At 43.0% G+C, this 17,570-nt stretch carries 18 protein-coding genes; 10 read left to right on the top strand and 8 right to left on the bottom strand.

Annotation, left to right across the window (positions count from 1 at the left end; translation table 11 throughout):
• Positions 1-39: 39 nt before the first annotated feature.
• From F1644_RS22325 to F1644_RS22315, 3 genes are all read right to left on the bottom strand, one after another.
• Positions 40-1,200 (bottom strand): FecR family protein, encoded by a 1,161-nt coding sequence (locus F1644_RS22325; protein ID WP_118302616.1) that lies wholly within the window; start codon positions 1,198-1,200, stop codon positions 40-42.
• Positions 1,201-1,263: 63 nt separating this feature from the next.
• A complete protein-coding gene (locus tag F1644_RS22320) occupies positions 1,264-2,004 on the bottom strand; it encodes a Fic family protein (RefSeq protein WP_087420623.1) in 741 nt (246 codons plus the stop codon).
• 410 nt (positions 2,005-2,414) lie between these two features.
• A complete protein-coding gene (locus F1644_RS22315) occupies positions 2,415-4,325 on the bottom strand; it encodes a RecQ family ATP-dependent DNA helicase (RefSeq protein WP_118302618.1) in 1,911 nt (636 codons plus the stop codon).
• A 109-nt stretch (positions 4,326-4,434) separates the two neighbouring features.
• On the opposite strand from F1644_RS22315, the gene F1644_RS22310 reads away from it, so the two are divergent.
• The 5 genes from F1644_RS22310 to F1644_RS22290 all read left to right on the top strand — a co-directional run bounded on the left by F1644_RS22310 (position 4,435) and on the right by F1644_RS22290 (position 10,802).
• Positions 4,435-5,274, top strand: coding sequence for a peptidylprolyl isomerase (locus F1644_RS22310; RefSeq protein WP_087420071.1), 840 nt, complete (start codon positions 4,435-4,437; stop codon positions 5,272-5,274).
• 112 nt (positions 5,275-5,386) lie between these two features.
• Complete coding sequence (locus F1644_RS22305; protein ID WP_118302620.1) at positions 5,387-6,724, top strand: peptidylprolyl isomerase; 1,338 nt, start codon at positions 5,387-5,389, stop codon at positions 6,722-6,724.
• 45 nt (positions 6,725-6,769) lie between these two features.
• Positions 6,770-8,338: an OstA-like protein gene (locus tag F1644_RS22300; protein ID WP_118302622.1), complete on the top strand. Its 1,569-nt coding sequence runs from the start codon at positions 6,770-6,772 to the stop codon at positions 8,336-8,338.
• Between the two features lie 294 nt (positions 8,339-8,632).
• Positions 8,633-10,459 (top strand): O-antigen ligase family protein, encoded by a 1,827-nt coding sequence (locus F1644_RS22295; protein ID WP_118302627.1) that lies wholly within the window; start codon positions 8,633-8,635, stop codon positions 10,457-10,459.
• Between the two features lie 88 nt (positions 10,460-10,547).
• Positions 10,548-10,802 carry a hypothetical protein gene (locus F1644_RS22290; RefSeq protein ID WP_118302629.1) on the top strand — a complete coding sequence of 85 codons (255 nt, stop codon included), beginning with the start codon at positions 10,548-10,550 and terminating at the stop codon, positions 10,800-10,802.
• Positions 10,803-10,837: 35 nt separating this feature from the next.
• Here the strand turns inward: F1644_RS22290 and F1644_RS22285 are convergent, their stop codons facing one another.
• The 5 genes from F1644_RS22285 to F1644_RS22265 form a co-directional block, all read right to left on the bottom strand.
• A complete protein-coding gene (locus tag F1644_RS22285; protein WP_118302631.1) occupies positions 10,838-11,851 on the bottom strand; it encodes a nucleotidyl transferase AbiEii/AbiGii toxin family protein in 1,014 nt (337 codons plus the stop codon).
• The gene (locus tag F1644_RS22280; protein ID WP_118302633.1) at positions 11,844-12,449 is read right to left on the bottom strand and encodes a DUF6088 family protein; all 606 of its coding nucleotides are present in this window, start codon (positions 12,447-12,449) and stop codon (positions 11,844-11,846) included. The genes F1644_RS22285 and F1644_RS22280 overlap by 8 nt, the downstream gene beginning before the upstream one ends.
• A 101-nt stretch (positions 12,450-12,550) precedes the next feature.
• Positions 12,551-12,706, bottom strand: a complete 156-nt coding sequence (locus F1644_RS22275) for a hypothetical protein (RefSeq protein ID WP_158571823.1) — start codon at positions 12,704-12,706, stop codon at positions 12,551-12,553.
• 213 nt (positions 12,707-12,919) lie between these two features.
• A complete protein-coding gene (locus tag F1644_RS22270) occupies positions 12,920-13,618 on the bottom strand; it encodes a response regulator transcription factor (protein ID WP_158571822.1) in 699 nt (232 codons plus the stop codon).
• On the bottom strand, positions 13,581-14,975 hold the full coding sequence (locus F1644_RS22265) for a sensor histidine kinase (RefSeq protein WP_118302637.1): 1,395 nt from the start codon (positions 14,973-14,975) through the stop codon (positions 13,581-13,583). The genes F1644_RS22270 and F1644_RS22265 overlap by 38 nt, the downstream gene beginning before the upstream one ends.
• Positions 14,976-15,086: 111 nt before the next feature.
• Here F1644_RS22265 and F1644_RS22260 point away from each other — a divergent pair, with 111 nt between their 5' ends.
• The 5 genes from F1644_RS22260 to F1644_RS22240 all read left to right on the top strand — a co-directional run bounded on the left by F1644_RS22260 (position 15,087) and on the right by F1644_RS22240 (position 17,566).
• The gene (locus F1644_RS22260; RefSeq protein WP_147344445.1) at positions 15,087-15,299 is read left to right on the top strand and encodes a hypothetical protein; all 213 of its coding nucleotides are present in this window, start codon (positions 15,087-15,089) and stop codon (positions 15,297-15,299) included.
• A 65-nt stretch (positions 15,300-15,364) separates the two neighbouring features.
• Positions 15,365-16,345: a BF3164 family lipoprotein gene (locus tag F1644_RS22255; protein ID WP_158571821.1), complete on the top strand. Its 981-nt coding sequence runs from the start codon at positions 15,365-15,367 to the stop codon at positions 16,343-16,345.
• 10 nt (positions 16,346-16,355) lie between these two features.
• Entirely contained in the window at positions 16,356-16,775 is a 420-nt protein-coding gene (locus tag F1644_RS22250) for a DUF1573 domain-containing protein (protein WP_118302641.1), read from the top strand.
• A 212-nt stretch (positions 16,776-16,987) separates the two neighbouring features.
• On the top strand, positions 16,988-17,278 hold the full coding sequence (locus F1644_RS22245; protein WP_118302643.1) for a hypothetical protein: 291 nt from the start codon (positions 16,988-16,990) through the stop codon (positions 17,276-17,278).
• 12 nt (positions 17,279-17,290) lie between these two features.
• A complete protein-coding gene (locus tag F1644_RS22240; RefSeq protein ID WP_147344444.1) occupies positions 17,291-17,566 on the top strand; it encodes a hypothetical protein in 276 nt (91 codons plus the stop codon).
• The last annotated feature ends 4 nt before the right edge of the window (positions 17,567-17,570 follow it).

The following is a 17,570-nucleotide window of genomic DNA, read 5'->3' as shown; positions in this document are numbered from 1 at the left end:
TATGAAATTTTAAATAAAAATTATAATAACACCTGTTTTCTATTCCTGATGCGTGTATACCACGATCTGTTTATTATTCATCTTAAAGGTTACATTTGCAGCTTGTTCCATAATTTGCAGGATAGCATCTATACTCTCGTACCTGGGCATAAACCCGGAAAATTTATAATCCTTGATCTCCTCATCATCAAACACGAACTCCACGTCATACCAGCGGGAAATCTTTTTTAACAAATCCTCCAGACGTTCCTCGCTGAAACTGAACTGGTCTCTCGTCCAGGAGATATAGGACTCCACGTTCACTTCCCGGGTCGTCACTTTCGAATCGGCCACGGCAGCCATCAGTCCGGGAGTCAACGCAACAACCGTATTCCCGCACTCAATATTCACCCGTCCCTCGACTAACGTCGTCATCGAAACTTCATCGTTCCGGTAAGCAGAAATATTAAACGTAGTACCTAACACACGCACGGCATACTTCTCACAATGCACGATAAAGGGTTTCGCAGCATCCTTTGCCACCTGAAAAAATCCTTCTCCTTCCAGATACACCTCCCGGGTATCACCCGAAAAAGATTGCGGGAACTTTAACCGGGAATCGGAATTCAGCATTACCTTCGTACCATCCGACAACTGCAAAGAATAAGCCCCGCCACGAGGTATTTTCAGCGTATTATACACCAAAGAATCCGCCGTTCGGGGAGTATGATAGATCAAGGTTTCACCATTATTACTCACGAAAGGTAATTGCTCGTCAAGCGTGTCCGCCACCCCCGGGGCAATCAGCAAAGTATCCCCTCCCGGCAGAATCAGCGAGGCACGTTTCCCAAAAGAAAAATGGTTGCCCGACTCCACCCGGGCCACGGGCAGTACTTCCTCCCCGCCCGTCGAAAACACCAGATAAGAAGATACACTCAATAACACGATGGCAGCCGCGGCAACTCCACGATACAAGCGTCGAATGGAATGTCTCTTCCGAATGTCTTTCATGACAGACGGCCACGACCGACGAGCATTAAAATGCTCGTATAAAGGATATTCCGTGTGTTCCTTGTATTCATTTTCCAATCGTTCATACAACTCCTCGTTGGCCTTGGAACGTGATTTCCAAGCCGCAAAGAAAGTTTCCTCTTCGGGAGACAAGCCTCCTTGAAGTCTTTTCACGATCAACTGGATAATATACTCTGTTTCCTTTTTCATTTCGTGCTATTTTACCTTATAACACTTCACGAAGAAAAAGGTACCGACAAATTTGAATCTTTTTTATTCTATTTCTTTTATTCGCTCCACTTGCCTGTTTAGAAAATAATCAGCATAAAGAGAATAATCTTCGGTTTCATAAAAAGCTATCAACCCTTTCCTGTAATTCAATATATCAGCATCTTTCGAGGAATAGACTGGGATAATATCGGCATTCATCAAGGCAATGCTTTCCACCATTCGGGCGGTACGTTTATTTCCATCAATGAAAGGCTGTAATTTAGCTATGTTACAATGAAGATAAACAGCCCGTTCCAATGGATTTGTGAATTGTTCCTGTTGATAAAGTATTTCATTCAACTTAGCCCGAATATCGTGCAAGTCCTTTGGAGGGATATATCCCGTACCGCTGATACGGACAGCTCTTGTTCTCAAATAGCCGGATTCTTCATTGGAAACCAACCCCGTGGATATAGCCTGATGTACTCGGAATAAAGTGCGTTCATCAATTATTTCCTGATTCCTCCCTTTATTAATATACTCCACTTCTGATATGAAAGTATTATATAGGTTTTTCAGCATCTTAGCGTCTTCATACTTCTTTTCGGAAGTAATGCCATCTTTGAGCAATGCCTCTGTTTCCACATAAGTATAGGTATTCCCTTCAATCTTACCTGAATAGTAACACCACACCACGGCTAAATCTTTTATTTCATTAGAACGCAAATCCGATAGTTTCGCTAAAGGATGATTCAAAATGAATCGCGCAGTTCCTTGCTGTTCCTTATTAAATATCTGTTCCATAATCATAAAACATTGTCGCCTAGGGTTAGATTTTATAGTTCCCTATATAACAGGAATATTGTGTTTATCCCCCACAAACATGAATTCCATCGGTTATATTTTTTCTATATTTACAACCGCAAAAGTAATAAATAATATTTAGTTCTAACGATATAAACAAAAATCCTAATTAGACTACCGATCAACGTCAAATTAGGATACTTCTTATAAAATACGTTCCTAACACTCAACAGTGACTCGCACCTATGTCTCACTAATACCTCCATCATTTTTCAAGAAAAAAGCAACGAAAAATTGACTGCCCGTATCGGCAACTTATCGAAGACTTATCGGTAACTTATCGAATACTTACCAGTGAAACACCGACGGGACAAGGGAAAGAGTGTAATGCAATTATACTAAATTAACATCTAGGACTTCCTCGTTATCCCCAGTTCCAAGGTCGAAACATATTGAATTTTCCCTTCATCCAACAATTTCCGGACTTGCCCGACCACGACTTCTTCGTCCTCACCCAATTGACGCACCAACTCCCGGATATTCGTATTCTGTTTGGCAAGCACTTGCAAAATCCGTTCCTCCAAGCTCTTCCGCTCTTCCCGATGCAACCGTTTCTTCTTCCCGATACAGACATCACATATCCCGCAAGGTTTCTCTTCCTTCTGCCCGAAATACTCCATAAGCAAAAGCTGGCGACACGTTTCGTCATCCCGGATATAACGGGCCATGGCCCCGATCTTCGTGACAAACAACTCCTTCCGGTTCTCGTAAGCCTCCCTCCCGATTGTGATATAGGACAATGGCAACCGGGGCTGGTAATACACGATGTAAGGTTTCACGTCCCCCGGCACGTAGCGAATAATCTTACGCTTTGCCAAAGAAATAAAAGCATCATACAGCACCTTGCGTGTCACGTCGAGCTGATCAGCCAAGAAACCTTCGTCCACGTAAGCATCCTGCACGAAAATTCCGGCATAATTTCTCATCAGGAGAACCATAAGTCTTTCCAACAAGGGATCACCCGTCTCGAACTCGTACAACCGATCCCGTAACACGGTGAACATCACCCGGGAACGGGAATTTATATCCGTCGTGTACCCCAAGAACCCCGCGACCTCCAGAATACTGATGGCAGACATCACCCTCGCCTCGTTGAGTTTAAAATTACGGGCAAACAGTTTCAAATTGAACTCGAACGCCCGTCCCTGTCCTTCGCCCTCACCTAACTGGTAATAGTTCGCCAAGGCCTCGTACACCCTCAATATATAATCTTTCGGGGGAAAAGCATCATCAATCCGTTTTTGTAAACCACCCAAAGCTGCCCGGCTGGAAAGTAACACGGCGTATGCCCTTTTTCCATCCCGTCCGGCACGTCCCGCCTCTTGGAAATAGGCCTCCGGACTGTCCGGCACGTCATAATGCACCACCACCCGCACATCCGCCTTATCAATCCCCATCCCGAAAGCGTTCGTCGCCACCACCACGGGAACTTTTCCGCTTTTCCACGCCTCCTGCCGACGTGCCCGCTGCGCAGAAGACAACCCGGCATGATAAAAGTCAGACTTGATCCCCGACTTGTTCAGGAAAGCGGCAATCGAAGAAGCCTTCAACCGGGTACGCACGTACACGATCGCTCCCCCCTGCACCTTGGACAAAATATTGAATAATTCCAACGGCTTGGCCTCCGTGTCCCGGATCACGTAGGAAATATTTTCCCGCCGGAAACTTTTAGAGAGAACGTTCGGGGTCGAAAAGTGCAGCTGTTTCTGAATATCCTCCACGACCTCGGGGGTAGCCGTGGCCGTGAGCGCCAGGGTAGCCACCCCGGGAAAGAATTCACGCACCTCCGCTATTCGCAGGTACGGGGGACGAAAATCATACCCCCATTGAGAAATACAATGAGCTTCGTCCACGGTAATCAGACACACGTTCATCAACCTCAATTTTTCCCGGAACCGTTCCGAGTACAATCGCTCGGGCGACACGTACAAGAACTTAACCGTATCATATATACATTTATTAATGATCGACTCCACCCGGTCACGCCTCATCCCCGTGTAGATCGCCTCGGCTGGAATCTGCCTGTTCTTTAAATCCTCCACTTGATCCTTCATCAGGGCAATCAACGGGGTCACCACCAGACAGACACCCTCCATCGCTAGCCCGGACACCTGGTACGTGAGCGACTTTCCCCCTCCCGTGGGCATAAGGGCAAGCGTGTCCTTCCCGTCCAGCACGGAACGGATAATCTCTTCCTGTAAGGATCGGAAATCATCGTATCCCCAGTAAGTCTTTAATATCTCTTTTATATCACGGGTCATTCTTCGAATTCTATTCGCAAAAATACAAAATAGACGAAAAAACTCTCACAAACTCGTATATTTAAATCGCTTTTTATTATTTTCGCCCGAATATTAATCGCATAAAATCATGAAACTACAACATATACTGATTTTTATCCCCTTCCTATGGGCTTGTAACGATAAGTTCGCGAAAAACGAGCAACCCGTGGCAAAGGTTTTCGACAAATACTTGCTGAAATCGGAAGTTTCCGGCTTTATTCCCCAAGGAACCCCCTCGAAAGATAGTCTCATCATGGCACAAAGCTACGTGCGGAACTGGATTACCAAAGAATTACTGTTGCACAAAGCGACCCAGAACCTGAGCGACGAGGAAAAAAACATTCGGAAACAAGTGGAAGACTATTCCTCTTCTATCTTGATCCATAAATACAAGGAGAAACTGATTTCCCAGAAACTCAGCCGGGAAGTAAGCGAACGTGAAATCTCGCAATACTACGACGCGAACAAATTCAACTTCGTGCTGAACACCCCGGTCGTGAGAGCTTTGTTCGTGGTGATTCCCAAATCCGCCCCGAACATTGAAAATGCTCGTAAATGGTTCCGTTCCAAGGAAGCCAAAGACCAGGAAGCGTTGGAAGAGTATTGCATCACGTCAGCCAAGAAATTCGATAACTTCAACGACCAATGGATCGAACTGCGTAACCTGCTGAACCTCCTGCCCATCACGTCGGCAGAATGGGAAAGTAAATATAAAAACAAGGAGTCCATCGAGATCGAGGACGACGAGAATCACTATTTTCTCAAGATCAACGAGCTACGCCAAGCTCATGAAACGGCACCTCTCGGTTACGTGAAAAAAGAGATTGAGATATTGTTGCTGAACAAACGTAAAATCTCCTTCGAAGAGAATCTGGAAAAAGACATCAACACGGAAGGTCTTCGGAAAGATTACGTCAAAATATATTAACAGGATTAGAAAAATGAAAATAAAAATGCGAAAACGAACGGATTATTCGCGGATTTGAAGAAAAAGTATTAGTTTAGAGCGTTTTTATTGAGTATAACCTTATTCATAAATTATGAGATATTTATCACTGCTTGTACTGTTATTTTTAGCTAGTTACGCCTCGGCACAAAAAAACGTGATCGACAAGATTATCGCTGTCGTGGGTGAAGAAATCGTGTTGAAATCGGATATTGAGAACCAATTTTTACATGAACAATCCCAAGGATTAGTAAATTCTTCCGCCGACTCTCGTACCAGAATATTAGAAAATTTATTGGTCCAGAAACTGTTAGTGGCTCAAGCTAAGATAGATAGTATCGAGGTAACCGACACGGAAGTGGAAAACGCGTTGAATTCACAATTGGAGCAATACGTGCAACACATCGGTTCCCGGGAACGTCTGGAAACCTACTTCGGAAAATCATACGAGGACATCAAGAACGAAATGCGTAACCCGCTCCGCGAACAAATGATCACGCAACATATGCAATCCAAAATCGTCGGAAACGTTCGGGTAACCCCCTCGGAAGTCAGGTATTTCTACCGGAAATTCAACAAGGACAGTCTTCCGGAAGTACCCGATAAATACGAGATTCAACAGATCGTTATCAAACCGAGAATCAGCGATACCGAGAAGGAACGTATCCGTAACCGGTTGAGAGATTTCCGTGAAGAGATTCTTGCCGGCAAACAAACGTTCAACACGTTAGCTGTATTGTACTCGGAAGACCCCGGATCTGCCGCTAAAGGTGGTGAATTAGGTTACCAAACCAAGAGCGCGCTGGCCCCGGCATTTGCCGAAGCTGCCTTCAGCTTGAAACCCGGCAGGGTATCTAAAATCGTGGAAACAGAATTCGGTTTCCATATTCTTCAATACATCGACCGCCAAGGAGACAAAGTAAACGTGCGCCACATCCTGCTCCGTCCCCGGATTTCCGATGAAGAACGGCAAGAAGCAATCCAGCATTTGGACACCGTGTTGACTTACATCCACGACGGGAAAGCCACGTTTGAAGAAGCCGCGGCTTATTTCTCCATGGACAAAAAGACCAGAAACAACGGCGGATTGATTTTCAACGAGGAAGACGCTGATTCCAAACTCCCCAGAGAAACCATCGAAGGAGAAATGGCCCGTCAGGTAAACAAACTGAAAGTGGGTGAAATTTCCTCTCCTTTCTTGGATCAGACACGTACAGGCGAGGAATACAAGGTGATCAAAATCAAGGCTTACTATCCTTCCCACACGGCTAACCTAGACGATGACTGGATCAGTTTTGAAAACGGGTTGAAAAGCAAGAAACAACAGGAAGTACTTGATAAATGGATCAAGGAAAAACAAGCAAACACCTATATCCATATCGACGAAGATTACAAGAACTCCAAATTCCATTATGACGGATGGTTTAAGTAATTGACAAGCTAAGATTTACAATTAAAGATTGATGATTTTTCCGCGATGAGAGCAGGTTTATGGGTTGGGATATTATGTATTGTATGGGGACTATTCCCCTTGCATACAGTTGCACAGGGAAATAAAAAAGCTAAAGTCAAGATCGTTAATGCCGATAGTTTACTAGTGGGAACGCTGGGCAAACCGTCTAGGTTTATCGGGAACGTACACATGACGCATGAAAACACGCTCATGTGGTGCGATAGTCTCTACCAGTATGAACTACCGGACTCCAACTATCTTGAAGCATTCGGCCACGTGCGGGTGATCAAAAACGATAGCATCCGAATGTCCGGTGACTACATGTACTATGATGCCAACAAAAAACTGATTCAAGTCCGCCGGAACGTCACGCTGGAAGATCCCCAGATGATCCTGACCACCGATTTTCTGGATTATGACGGACTATTTGACATCGGGTATTACTTCAACTGGGGACAACTGAAAGATAGCCAGAACACGTTGGATAGTAAAAAAGGAAACTATTTTACCCAAACGAAGATAGCCCTCTTCAAAGACAGCGTGAAAGTGAATTCTCCCGAATACCTGATCTTCTCGGACACCTTGAAATATAACACGGACACCAAGCTGGTTTCCATTCTGGGCCCCACGAACATATACGGGAAAGGAGACGAAAATAACACCCTCTACTCCGAGGATGGATGGTATGACTCCAACTTGGGACACGCAGAACTGTACAAGAACAACCGGGTCACGCACCAGAGTTACGAGGGGGTGGCCGATACCATGGTCATCGACAGTATAACCGGGATGGCTTATCTCTACTGGAACGTCACGCTTGTGGACACCGTGAACAACGTGATTGTGAAAGGTGAATACGCGCAAATGGACCGGGAACAAAACAAGGCATTCGTCACCGACAGTGCCCTGTTAATCATGGTCGGAAAGCAAGATTCTCTTTTCGTACATGGGGATACCCTGTTCATGGATCAGGACTCTGCCAAGAACCAGATTTTACGGGCTTACTATAAAGTCAAGTTCTTTAGTCAGGACTTGCAAGGATTGTGTGATTCGATGGTCTACCTTTCTGTCGACTCCACCATCACACTCTACAATGAGCCTGTGGCATGGGCCAGTGGCAACCAAATGACCGCCGAAAAGATTTCCTTGCTCACGGGAAACGGAACGATTAAGGAATTTTATCTGAATACTAAGGCCTTCATGGTCTCTCGAAGGGAGGAAACCGAAATGTACGACCAGATCAAAGGGCGAAATATGACCGGTTATTTCCGAGATAACGAACTCTACATGGTGTACGTGAACGGTAACGGGGAAACCATCTACTTCCCCGATGATAAAGGAAACATCATTGGTGTTAACACCGCCAATAGCTCCAACATCCGTATCATGATCGACAAACGGAAAGTCACGGACATCGTCTTCATCAACAAGCCCGACGGAGAACTCAATCCCTTGTTCCTGGCCGATCCCGAAGAAGCCCGTCTGAAAGACTTCCGCTGGTTGAAATACATGCAACCATTGAATAAATTCGACATCTTCAAAGAAACCAAAGAACCCGACCCTGTCGAGAAAGAAGAGGAAGAAAAAGAATAATGTAATCAAATCAAACAAAGGATGCATTATGATGACAAACAAATCAAGATCATATAATTCCAAAGCCAAGAAACAATCATCACAGCATAAGCACCTTCAATCTATCAACACAAAGCACAAGAAGAGCATCAATCTTTATACCCAGCAAGCAATGATTGATGCAAAAGAAGGTAACACGATCAAATGTGATAACTTTGAAGATTATTTAAAGCATTTAAAATTCTCATAATCTTATCAGAATTCCCTACCGCTGTTCATAGTATATTTTTTTACATTTGTGAAAAATAAAACGATATGCAGCTCCGGAAAAACCTTAACCTCTACTTATCGGGCATCGTGGTCTTCATGCTGACCATACTCTTGTTGTCCACAGCCTTTGCCCTCGACGAGAGTTTAGGGAATCGGATAGCCAAAATCTTCTGGTTCTACAAAGTTATTATCGTGGCAGGAATTGCCTGCATACCGCTCGCATGGATGCGTCCTTTCCGTTTTTCGATAACAGACCTGCTGGTTCTCCTTTATGCGGGCTATACTCTCTGTAACGACTATTTCGCAGGGACAATCGCCCCCACCCGAACGAGCCTCTTCATCTTGATCATCGTCACGTATTTCATATTCCGACGGCTGACAACATTCGTCCCGCTCGGTTTCACGCACGCGGCACTCCTGCTCACCGGGGCAATAGAAGCCATCTGGGGACTCGCCCAACTATACGGTTTTACCCCCTCCCAACACAGCCGTTTCGAACTGACCGGATCATTCTTCAACCCCGGCCCCTATTCCGGATTTCTAGTTGCCATACTACCGTTAGCTTTATACTACACGCTTACTGCCTGCCGGATAGCCCGCATCCTGTCGGGAGTGATTCTCGTACTTCTCCTGCTCGTCCTGCCCGCCACGTTAAGCCGTGGGGCTTGGTTAGCCGCCATCGCGGGATGCGGAATTGTACTAGGTAACTACTTTCATCTCTATAACCGGTTGAAGTTTTTATTTCAAAAACATCGGCTCGCCTCCTTCATCGCAACGATCTGTATATTCCTCCTAGTCACCGGGACTCTCATCGGGATATACCAGTTAAAAAAAGAATCTGCCGATGGACGCCGACTCATCTGGAAAGTCTCGTCCACCCTCGTAGCCTCCCATCCGGCAACAGGCGTCGGGTTCGGGCATTTTGCCGGGGCCTACGGGGAAGCCCAAGCCGCCTATTTCTCTGCCACGGAGCGCTCTGCGGGAGAAGAACTCGTGGCCGATGCCCCCGAGACAGCCTTCAACGAATTCGTGCAAACCGCGACGGAAACCGGAATCATCGGTTTATTACTTTTCCTGACAATCATTTTTTGGGCCTTCAAAACCGCCCGGCATCCTGACAATAAAGTCACGGCAGGCGTGACCGGTTCGTTAGCCGCGTTCCTCGTTTTTGCCTGCTTCTCCTACCCGTTCAGCGTGTTGCCCCTTCTCGTCCTCTTCACGCTACTCTTGGCACAATGTACCTCGATACAACGGGGTTCCCGTTGGCTCTCCGGCATCTTCTACCTGTTCCTGCTTCTCCCGGTCTATTTCCTCGCCACCGGGCAACAGGAACGGGAACAAGCCTACAAATGCTGGAAATCCGAACAAATCTATTTTAACATGCAGATATTCGAACGCACCGTAGATAATTACAAGAAACTCTACCCTCTTCTGAAGGATCAACCCGCCTTTCTCTTTGAATACGGGCAATGCCTCTCCCGCACGGGACAACCCGAAGCCAGTAACCTCATCCTTAAAGAGGCTGCCCGCCTGTCTGCCGATCCCATGATCCGTAACATCATGGGCAAAAACTACCAAACCATGAAACAATATCCTCAAGCTGAATCTGCTTTCTTGAAAGCCTCCCACATGGTCCCCAACCGCCTCTACCCGCTCTACCTACTCGCCAAGATGTACCACGAAAGCGGCCAAACCGACAAGGCCATCGCCACCGCCCGCCTGCTACTCGAAAAAGCCCCCAAAGTCCCCTCTTCCGCCACCGAGGAGATGAAACGGGATATGCAAAAACTAATTAGAGATACACTTCACTTGACAAACTATTTCAAGATAGAATGTGATAATGTCGAAGATAAAAATACAATTGAAATATAGTACAAATATAGCAATTATTTCAAATACGATTGAAATATATTCCTTGAGTTTTGTCTTAATCATCAAATAAAAGCCATGAAAGCCAATCGTGCTAACCAAGGACTACATCATTGCCCTGCAACAAGACGAGGACACGGAACTACCCCGACCGGAACACACCAACGGAATCCGTGATTTTTCAAAAGTCCCCAACACGATTCTCGTGTACGATTACGAGTTCAACCTGCAAAAGATCATCAACATGAGTATGTCTATCCTGCGCATTGCGGGCAACTGCAATTCCAACACGCTATACGCAATAGGTATCGACTTGGACTTTTGCATCTTCACGTACGAAATATAAGCCCTTGTCATGATTGGAATATGTTGATACAGACCTTAAAATCTTATTCTCATTCTAAATCGCTGTTCCAATTCTTTCATCCGCCCTATGAGCTTATCAAACGAGATTGAGTCCCCGTAAATCATGCTCACTTGCATGTTGGTGTAGTCATTAAGCCATGTTTGATAATACACTGTCGGCGGAGTGAGCACAATACGATCTCGAATATCTGGAGTATAGTCCACATCGTGTATGTGGGTAAACACATCCCTGTGATGATGGATAGTATTCCAGAGATCATTGTCCTTCGTTGCATTTATTGCAAACTCTTTATCCATCATTCTTTCAAGGTCATAAAGGTGACGACTTTTGCGCTCAGCCTTATAGCAAGCATTAGTAGTAAACAACTCATGTAACAAGAATGCTTTCTCTAAAAATGTTTTGGCCGCTACAGCCGTTGTAATCTCTGTTTTCACAACCGAGGTATGTACTGTCGGGAACGCTGTTGTTACCATGCTGTTGATAGATACCTTTTGCGTGGGTTCAAACAACGAGCGGGCACCTATTTCAAGAATAATTTGCGGCTTAACGTATGATAATTCAGTATCAAACAACGATTTGTATTTGATAAAGATTTGTTGAGGTTCCGGATAAGTCTTATCACCTTCGCCATTTGGCTGCGCCTCAATGGTGAGGTAACTATCCAAACCGTATTGTTTGACGGCATTCTTTAACTCCTCACACAACTCATTACTAACAAATAGCGATGATACCTTGCGGAACTCCTTTAGTTGACGAATAGTTAAATCACCTTCAAGACCAAACAGGCCACGATCGACTGCAAGATCTATATCTTCGGAGAATCGGTCAATCACTCCCCATACCTTACTCAATGAAGTTCCCCCCTTGAAAACCAGCTTATCGGCAAACGGTAGTGAGAAAATAATTTCAAGCAATGTACTCACCCATAAGTCCTTTTCAATAATCTGTTTTGATAGCCCCCGTTCGAGTGCAGTTTGTTCAACTACGACTTTTTTAGAGGTTTCTGGTAATATATAAAAATTATTCATATAGTTTCGAAATTAATAGTTGTATCCAATTGGGCATCAAGGAATAATCTTTCTCGATAACGGATTTATCCTCATTCTTTAGGAGGTTGGCAATATACTGTTTTTGTTCCCCTGTAACGTTATTCTCTCCTATCTCTTTTAAAGCAAAAGTCAGTAACATAGCAAGCCTATTTTTGAAAGCAAGATTTTTCGGAGCAGTTTTTATAAACTTGATACCTCTACCCGATTTTAGGGTAATCTTTCGTGGGGAACCATCAGTAAGATAAACAATATTTGCCGGTACCTGAGTCGATAGTCCAAGTACGTTTAGAGCGTAACTGCCCGTAGGCACAATTCTCGCTTTATCACGCTTAGCAATGTACTGGGCGATTTCCTCAAATGCAGGATAGATGACACCTACTCCTAAAACCTTGTCAATTTTAGGATAACAATAGATGCCACGAGTGACACGTATAATTACCCCTGAGTTTGCCATTCTCTCTAACGCCTTTAGAACAGATTTAGGTTCTCCAAAGTTAGTAAAGTCGTTGGACGAAAATATCATACCTCTTCCGCATTTTTTAATCTTATTATATATCTTATCATCAATTGATTGCATATAATATTTTATTATATTTTGTCGTAAAAATAATCTTTTTTTGCGACAAAATACTCTTTCTCCTTGGATTATTTACGATAAATCTTAATTCTAGAATATTATTAAATTCCGACTTTCCCTATACACACATCTACCTCGCCCCCCTCGTCCGTCAACAAGTTGAGAGCAGGAACATCTTTACCAGTCACAATCTTTACCTTACCGTTCCAACACTTTGCGAGTAATTGCTCTACGTATTCGTTTCTATCTACTATCATAATAGTACCTTAGGATTGTTCTGAAATTTTAGTCGTATATTACAACTGTTTTGTCAGTACAAAAATATTTTTTCTTATGACTGACCAAAAAATGCAATAATAAATCAACATGAGTATGCCTATCCTGCGCATTGCGGGTAACTGCAATTCCAACACGCTATACGCGGTAGGTATCGACTTGGACTTTTGCATTTTAACGTACGAAATATAAATTTATTCCGGAGTAATTAATTGATAAAAACCTCCATATCCGCCACTTAACGTAATCGAATCATCCGGTTTTAAGAATTTCCGCAATTTGGACATATAAGTTGAGAGCTCATCTCTCTTTACTGCACTCTCACACCCCCATAACCTTTCGCATAATTCAATAGTGGAAACCTTTTCATTTTTTCGTGTACACAACATCCACATCACTTTCGCACACATGGGTTTCAGAAGATGCTTTTTCCCATCCACGATAAGAGTTCTTGTCACCCTATCATAAGTTGTCTTAGCCGACAATTTAAAAATCTGTTGCTCACCTCGCTCCACACGACTCAACGTATCCCGTAACCTTTTATTCAAACGGGTTACTAAAGTTTGATATGACCAATTTTTACTTACGAAGTCATCTGCCCCTCCATCCTCATCCAGCACGGAAAGATCATCCAGATTCAGCCCACTAAGAATCACGATAGGTACACGTCCCCCACTGTTACGAATTAACTTAATTACCCCTGCACCATCTATTTTCGGCATATCCATGTCCAACAAGACAATATCCCATCTCTCTTTTTGATAACAATCCCAAGCCTCCATCCCATCTTCAACAGCATGTACGTCAAAGCCTTTCCCCGACAGAATCCGCGTATAAAGTTCACGCATTGTCAATTCATCCTCTGCATATAAAAGCTTTATCTTTCTTTCCATGGTCATGTATTTTAATAGTAAATTTTGTACCACGTCCCAATGAACTCTCCACGAACACTTTCCCCCGGTGTCTCCGTACAATCTTCCTCACGGAAGCCAGTCCCAAACCATACCCGGTTGTTTTCTTTTCTTTACCAACCCGCCAATATTCCTCGAAAATATAAGGTAAATCCTTTTCAGCTATTCCTTTTCCCTGATCTGCCACGGTAATTATCAAATACTTCCTTTCCCGGTAAACAGTAATCGTCACCTCGGCTACATCTCCGGAATATTTCACCGCATTATCGACCAAATTACGAATAGCATAAACCAATTGCTTCGACAGTTTGAATTGTCCGGGCAAAGCATTAACATCTATATTCACCTTTTTTTTACCTCTATTAGCCAACTTAAACTCGCTAGCCAATTTATTCAATTCTTCCCGTAAATTCATTTCCTCCCACTCGACTCGTTTCGTGTACAACATGACTGCCATGTTCAAAGTTTCTGCAATCTCCTGTTTCACCATAACCGCCGTGTTCACCCCGGTTTCAAACCAACGCCTCTCATTTTCTTTCTTAAACACGTCAGGATTTTCTTCACGTATACTATGTAATATAACTTCAATAGCCGAAATAGGATTTCCTAAATCGTGTAGTCGCTGGCGAAACACTCTTTCTTGTAACATCTTCATTCGTCGGTGCTTTCTAATCTGCATCAAAAAAATAATAATCGACACATCAATGATACTCCCAACCACAATAACACCCAAGATTCCCCACCAAAACTGGTGTAAAAAATTCTTCCACGAATAGTTAAAAAGTACTCCAACCCTCTCCCCACTTATATATCCTAAACGTATATATCCAGCTTCTTCCATATCCATATAAGTAATATTTCCCCTCGGATATACCTCTCGAGTGTTTCCTAATGAATCAATCTTTCGAAAAACGATGGGAATATTTTGTGTTCTATTTTTCAATCGAGGTCTTACCAAACTATCCAAAATAGCTAATGTCAACGGATTTCTTAAATTCAAATCATAACTAACAATTGCTTCAACTTCAAAAGTACTTTCTAAAGAATCAATCTTAAATTTATACTTCTTATCTCCTAGATTTATAAACAACTCACGAGTTCTTCCAATATATCCGGAATTACGCGCAATTCCATCCGGACGATCCGCTTCTTTTCCACTCCAATAACCGATACACCATAAAGTAGTTTCGTACAATTCTTTCTGGATCATATATTTCTCTCTAGAAAACAATGTCTGAAGAATTGTAATTTGCAAAATAATTACGAGAATGACCATCATAATCGACATCACAACATATCCTTTTAGACAATTTTCTTTTATATGACTAAAAATTCTCATAATTCTATCAGAATTAAATTATTCACTTGTGAATCATTCTTCATATTTTTGTACACAACAACACCGATATTGGTGCAATGATAACATATATTTTTGAATTAAATAGCAATTATGAAAAGAATTTTATTATTAATCATCGGAACATTACTATTTGTACTATTCACAAGTTTCTCTACAACTATGGAAAATCATGAATTAACAGTACATAATATTGAAGCCCTTACGAAAGGAGAAAACACAGATACTCCACCAGATTGTGTAGTCGAAGAAGGTAGATGTAGAATTGGAAATACGACTCATCGAGGCATGACTTTAAAAAATTAATCCTGTTTATTATGAAAAAATACCTATTCATCTTAATTCATCTCTATTCATTTATATCTTGCACAATGAGTGACAACGCTATCTCTGTTGCTCCAGATATTCTTACACGAGGAAATGATGTTCCTTCTACTTATGTTGTTAACCTTTCTGATTACGGTATCAACACTCCCGTTAGGATTTCAAAACATGGGGACATTCTTGCCGTGGGACAGCGTTACGAACTTACAAACGTTCATCTTGTAAACCTTTCAACCCACTCCACACAACCTTGGCTACCCATGGGAGAAGGTCAAAACGAAGCGTACTCGATAGACAATCTTTCAATAAACAGTCATGGTGACATCTCGGCTTTTGACTTTGAAACAGGAAAATTACATCGCTGTAATCCATCCTCTTTAAGTCGTTCCACGACTCCTCCACTAACGTTAGCCAACACGGCTATCCACCTTTCGGCTGTTCAAGGTGACAATTTTGTCATTTCCACCGGATTGTACGAGCAAGGTCGTTATCGCTATTATTCTTTAGAAGACGAAAGTGAAGAATATTTTATTGATTACCCTGTTCATCCGGGGTACCCCGATCTATCCCCTTACTCGACCAGCATTCTTTGGGCAAGTACTGTTTTAAGCCTTCGCCCCGACAACCAGATGTTTGTCTGTACAGATATACGTAGTGGACAAATTGATTTTTGCCGGATCGAAGGGAAGAAAATTTCACTTGTTTGCCGCCATTGTTATTACTATCCACACGTGGATGCTCGTGACAAGGGAGATGTTCGTGTAGCGTACTACTCCGATAACATCACCGGATTCCGGGATGTCACGGTATCGGACGACCGGGTCTTCGTGCTTTATTCCGGGAAAACATACAAGGATGAAAAACAAAACATAGCAAACTGTTCAACCCTACTCGTCTTCGACTGGGACGGAACATTGCTGGAAACCCGCACTCTTCCCCAAATGGCAACGTTCATCTCTTACGACATGGAAGAAAACGCGCTCTACGGAACAACTCCCGACGCTCAACTGGTTCGCTATAATATATAGGTATAAAATCATGAAAAAGAATCACTCCATATTATTCATCACGTTAATGATTGCCTCCTTGGGTGTCATCACCACTTGGTTCGCGTTCACCACCCAACCCGACAACTTTAGTAATGCCCCGCTTACGACCATCGAAATCCCGCGGGATTCCATCAACCTGAAAACAATCCGCTACGATGAACAACCACAGGCTACCTTTACGTTGAAAAACACGGGAATGCATCCCCTTCTTATAAAAGACGTGCTTACCACCTGCGGCTGTACCAACCCGCGATGGGAAAAACGCCCCGTCCTACCCGGACAAACAAGGGAAATCATTGTCACGTTCAAGCCCAACTCGCTCGGACGTTTCACGAAAACAATACAGGTGTTATGTAACACCACGCTCAAGTTGCACGACCTGAAGCTAGAAGGTTTCGTGACAGAATAAGGAAGTCTAACGTTATTAAAACAATAAAAGGGGGTAAAATGGCAGTGCCGGAACAATCCTAGCAAGAAAGCCCCCCGACACCGCCTCATCTCCTAAAAAAGAAGAAAGTGTAAAGATAAAAAAAATTGAGACACACGTCATCTCTCTAGTTGAAAGGATATATACTTGAAAAAGGACGGAAAGGAATTTAAAATTATAAAATAATAACAGCTATGAAGAAAATACTTATCATTATTACTGGCTTCATATTCTCTATTGCCTTAGTTATGCAAATGAACATCACCCCCAATAATTCGTTTACTCTAATTTCATTAGACAATATAGAAGCACTTGCAAGCGGAGAAATAGACGAACCAGGTACAGGAACTGGAACAGAAAAAGTTCAATGTAACCCAGGTACAGTAACATTAAGTACAGCATTTCCTACTAAGAGATGGTGCGGAGACTGTAAAATGCATCGACTTGTTGTTAATGGAGATGGACATTGTAGTAAAATCATCTAAATATTACAACATATGAAAAAAGCACTTCTAATTTTAACATGTGGTTGTATTGCAGGTATAAACACAATCATATTATCTCCGTCAATTAAATCAAAATGTTATATTACATTCAATCAAATTGAATGTTTAGCTGATAAAGAGGAAGATGGAGGCGGTAAACCCTACATTAAATGCAACTCAGGAAGCTTAAATAATGGAATACATGGTGTATATTCTGTTGTATGGTGTGGTGACTGTCTAGCTCATCGAGTATTAATAACAGGCGATGGAGATTGTCGTATAAATTAAACAT

This window comes from Butyricimonas paravirosa (assembly GCF_032878955.1).
GTDB classification, from domain to species: domain Bacteria; phylum Bacteroidota; class Bacteroidia; order Bacteroidales; family Marinifilaceae; genus Butyricimonas; species Butyricimonas paravirosa.
This window is presented reverse-complemented; position numbering and strand designations above follow the sequence as displayed.

Excerpts from the sequence above, each read along its gene's own strand:
- F1644_RS22255 (WP_158571821.1), top strand. The coding sequence starts at position 15,365 with ATGAGTGACAACGCTATCTCTGTTGCTCCAGATATTCTTACACGAGGA.
- F1644_RS22250 (WP_118302641.1), top strand. The coding sequence starts at position 16,356 with ATGAAAAAGAATCACTCCATATTATTCATCACGTTAATGATTGCCTCC.
- F1644_RS22300 (WP_118302622.1), top strand. The coding sequence starts at position 6,770 with ATGAGAGCAGGTTTATGGGTTGGGATATTATGTATTGTATGGGGACTA.
- F1644_RS22265 (WP_118302637.1), bottom strand. The coding sequence starts at position 14,975 with ATGAGAATTTTTAGTCATATAAAAGAAAATTGTCTAAAAGGATATGTT.
- F1644_RS22295 (WP_118302627.1), top strand. The coding sequence starts at position 8,633 with ATGCAGCTCCGGAAAAACCTTAACCTCTACTTATCGGGCATCGTGGTC.
- F1644_RS22285 (WP_118302631.1), bottom strand. The coding sequence starts at position 11,851 with ATGAATAATTTTTATATATTACCAGAAACCTCTAAAAAAGTCGTAGTT.
- F1644_RS22275 (WP_158571823.1), bottom strand. The coding sequence starts at position 12,706 with ATGATAGTAGATAGAAACGAATACGTAGAGCAATTACTCGCAAAGTGT.
- F1644_RS22310 (WP_087420071.1), top strand. The coding sequence starts at position 4,435 with ATGAAACTACAACATATACTGATTTTTATCCCCTTCCTATGGGCTTGT.
- F1644_RS22280 (WP_118302633.1), bottom strand. The coding sequence starts at position 12,449 with ATGCAATCAATTGATGATAAGATATATAATAAGATTAAAAAATGCGGA.
- F1644_RS22270 (WP_158571822.1), bottom strand. The coding sequence starts at position 13,618 with ATGGAAAGAAAGATAAAGCTTTTATATGCAGAGGATGAATTGACAATG.
- F1644_RS22325 (WP_118302616.1), bottom strand. The coding sequence starts at position 1,200 with ATGAAAAAGGAAACAGAGTATATTATCCAGTTGATCGTGAAAAGACTT.
- F1644_RS22245 (WP_118302643.1), top strand. The coding sequence starts at position 16,988 with ATGAAGAAAATACTTATCATTATTACTGGCTTCATATTCTCTATTGCC.
- F1644_RS22260 (WP_147344445.1), top strand. The coding sequence starts at position 15,087 with ATGAAAAGAATTTTATTATTAATCATCGGAACATTACTATTTGTACTA.
- F1644_RS22315 (WP_118302618.1), bottom strand. The coding sequence starts at position 4,325 with ATGACCCGTGATATAAAAGAGATATTAAAGACTTACTGGGGATACGAT.
- F1644_RS22240 (WP_147344444.1), top strand. The coding sequence starts at position 17,291 with ATGAAAAAAGCACTTCTAATTTTAACATGTGGTTGTATTGCAGGTATA.
- F1644_RS22305 (WP_118302620.1), top strand. The coding sequence starts at position 5,387 with ATGAGATATTTATCACTGCTTGTACTGTTATTTTTAGCTAGTTACGCC.
- F1644_RS22320 (WP_087420623.1), bottom strand. The coding sequence starts at position 2,004 with ATGGAACAGATATTTAATAAGGAACAGCAAGGAACTGCGCGATTCATT.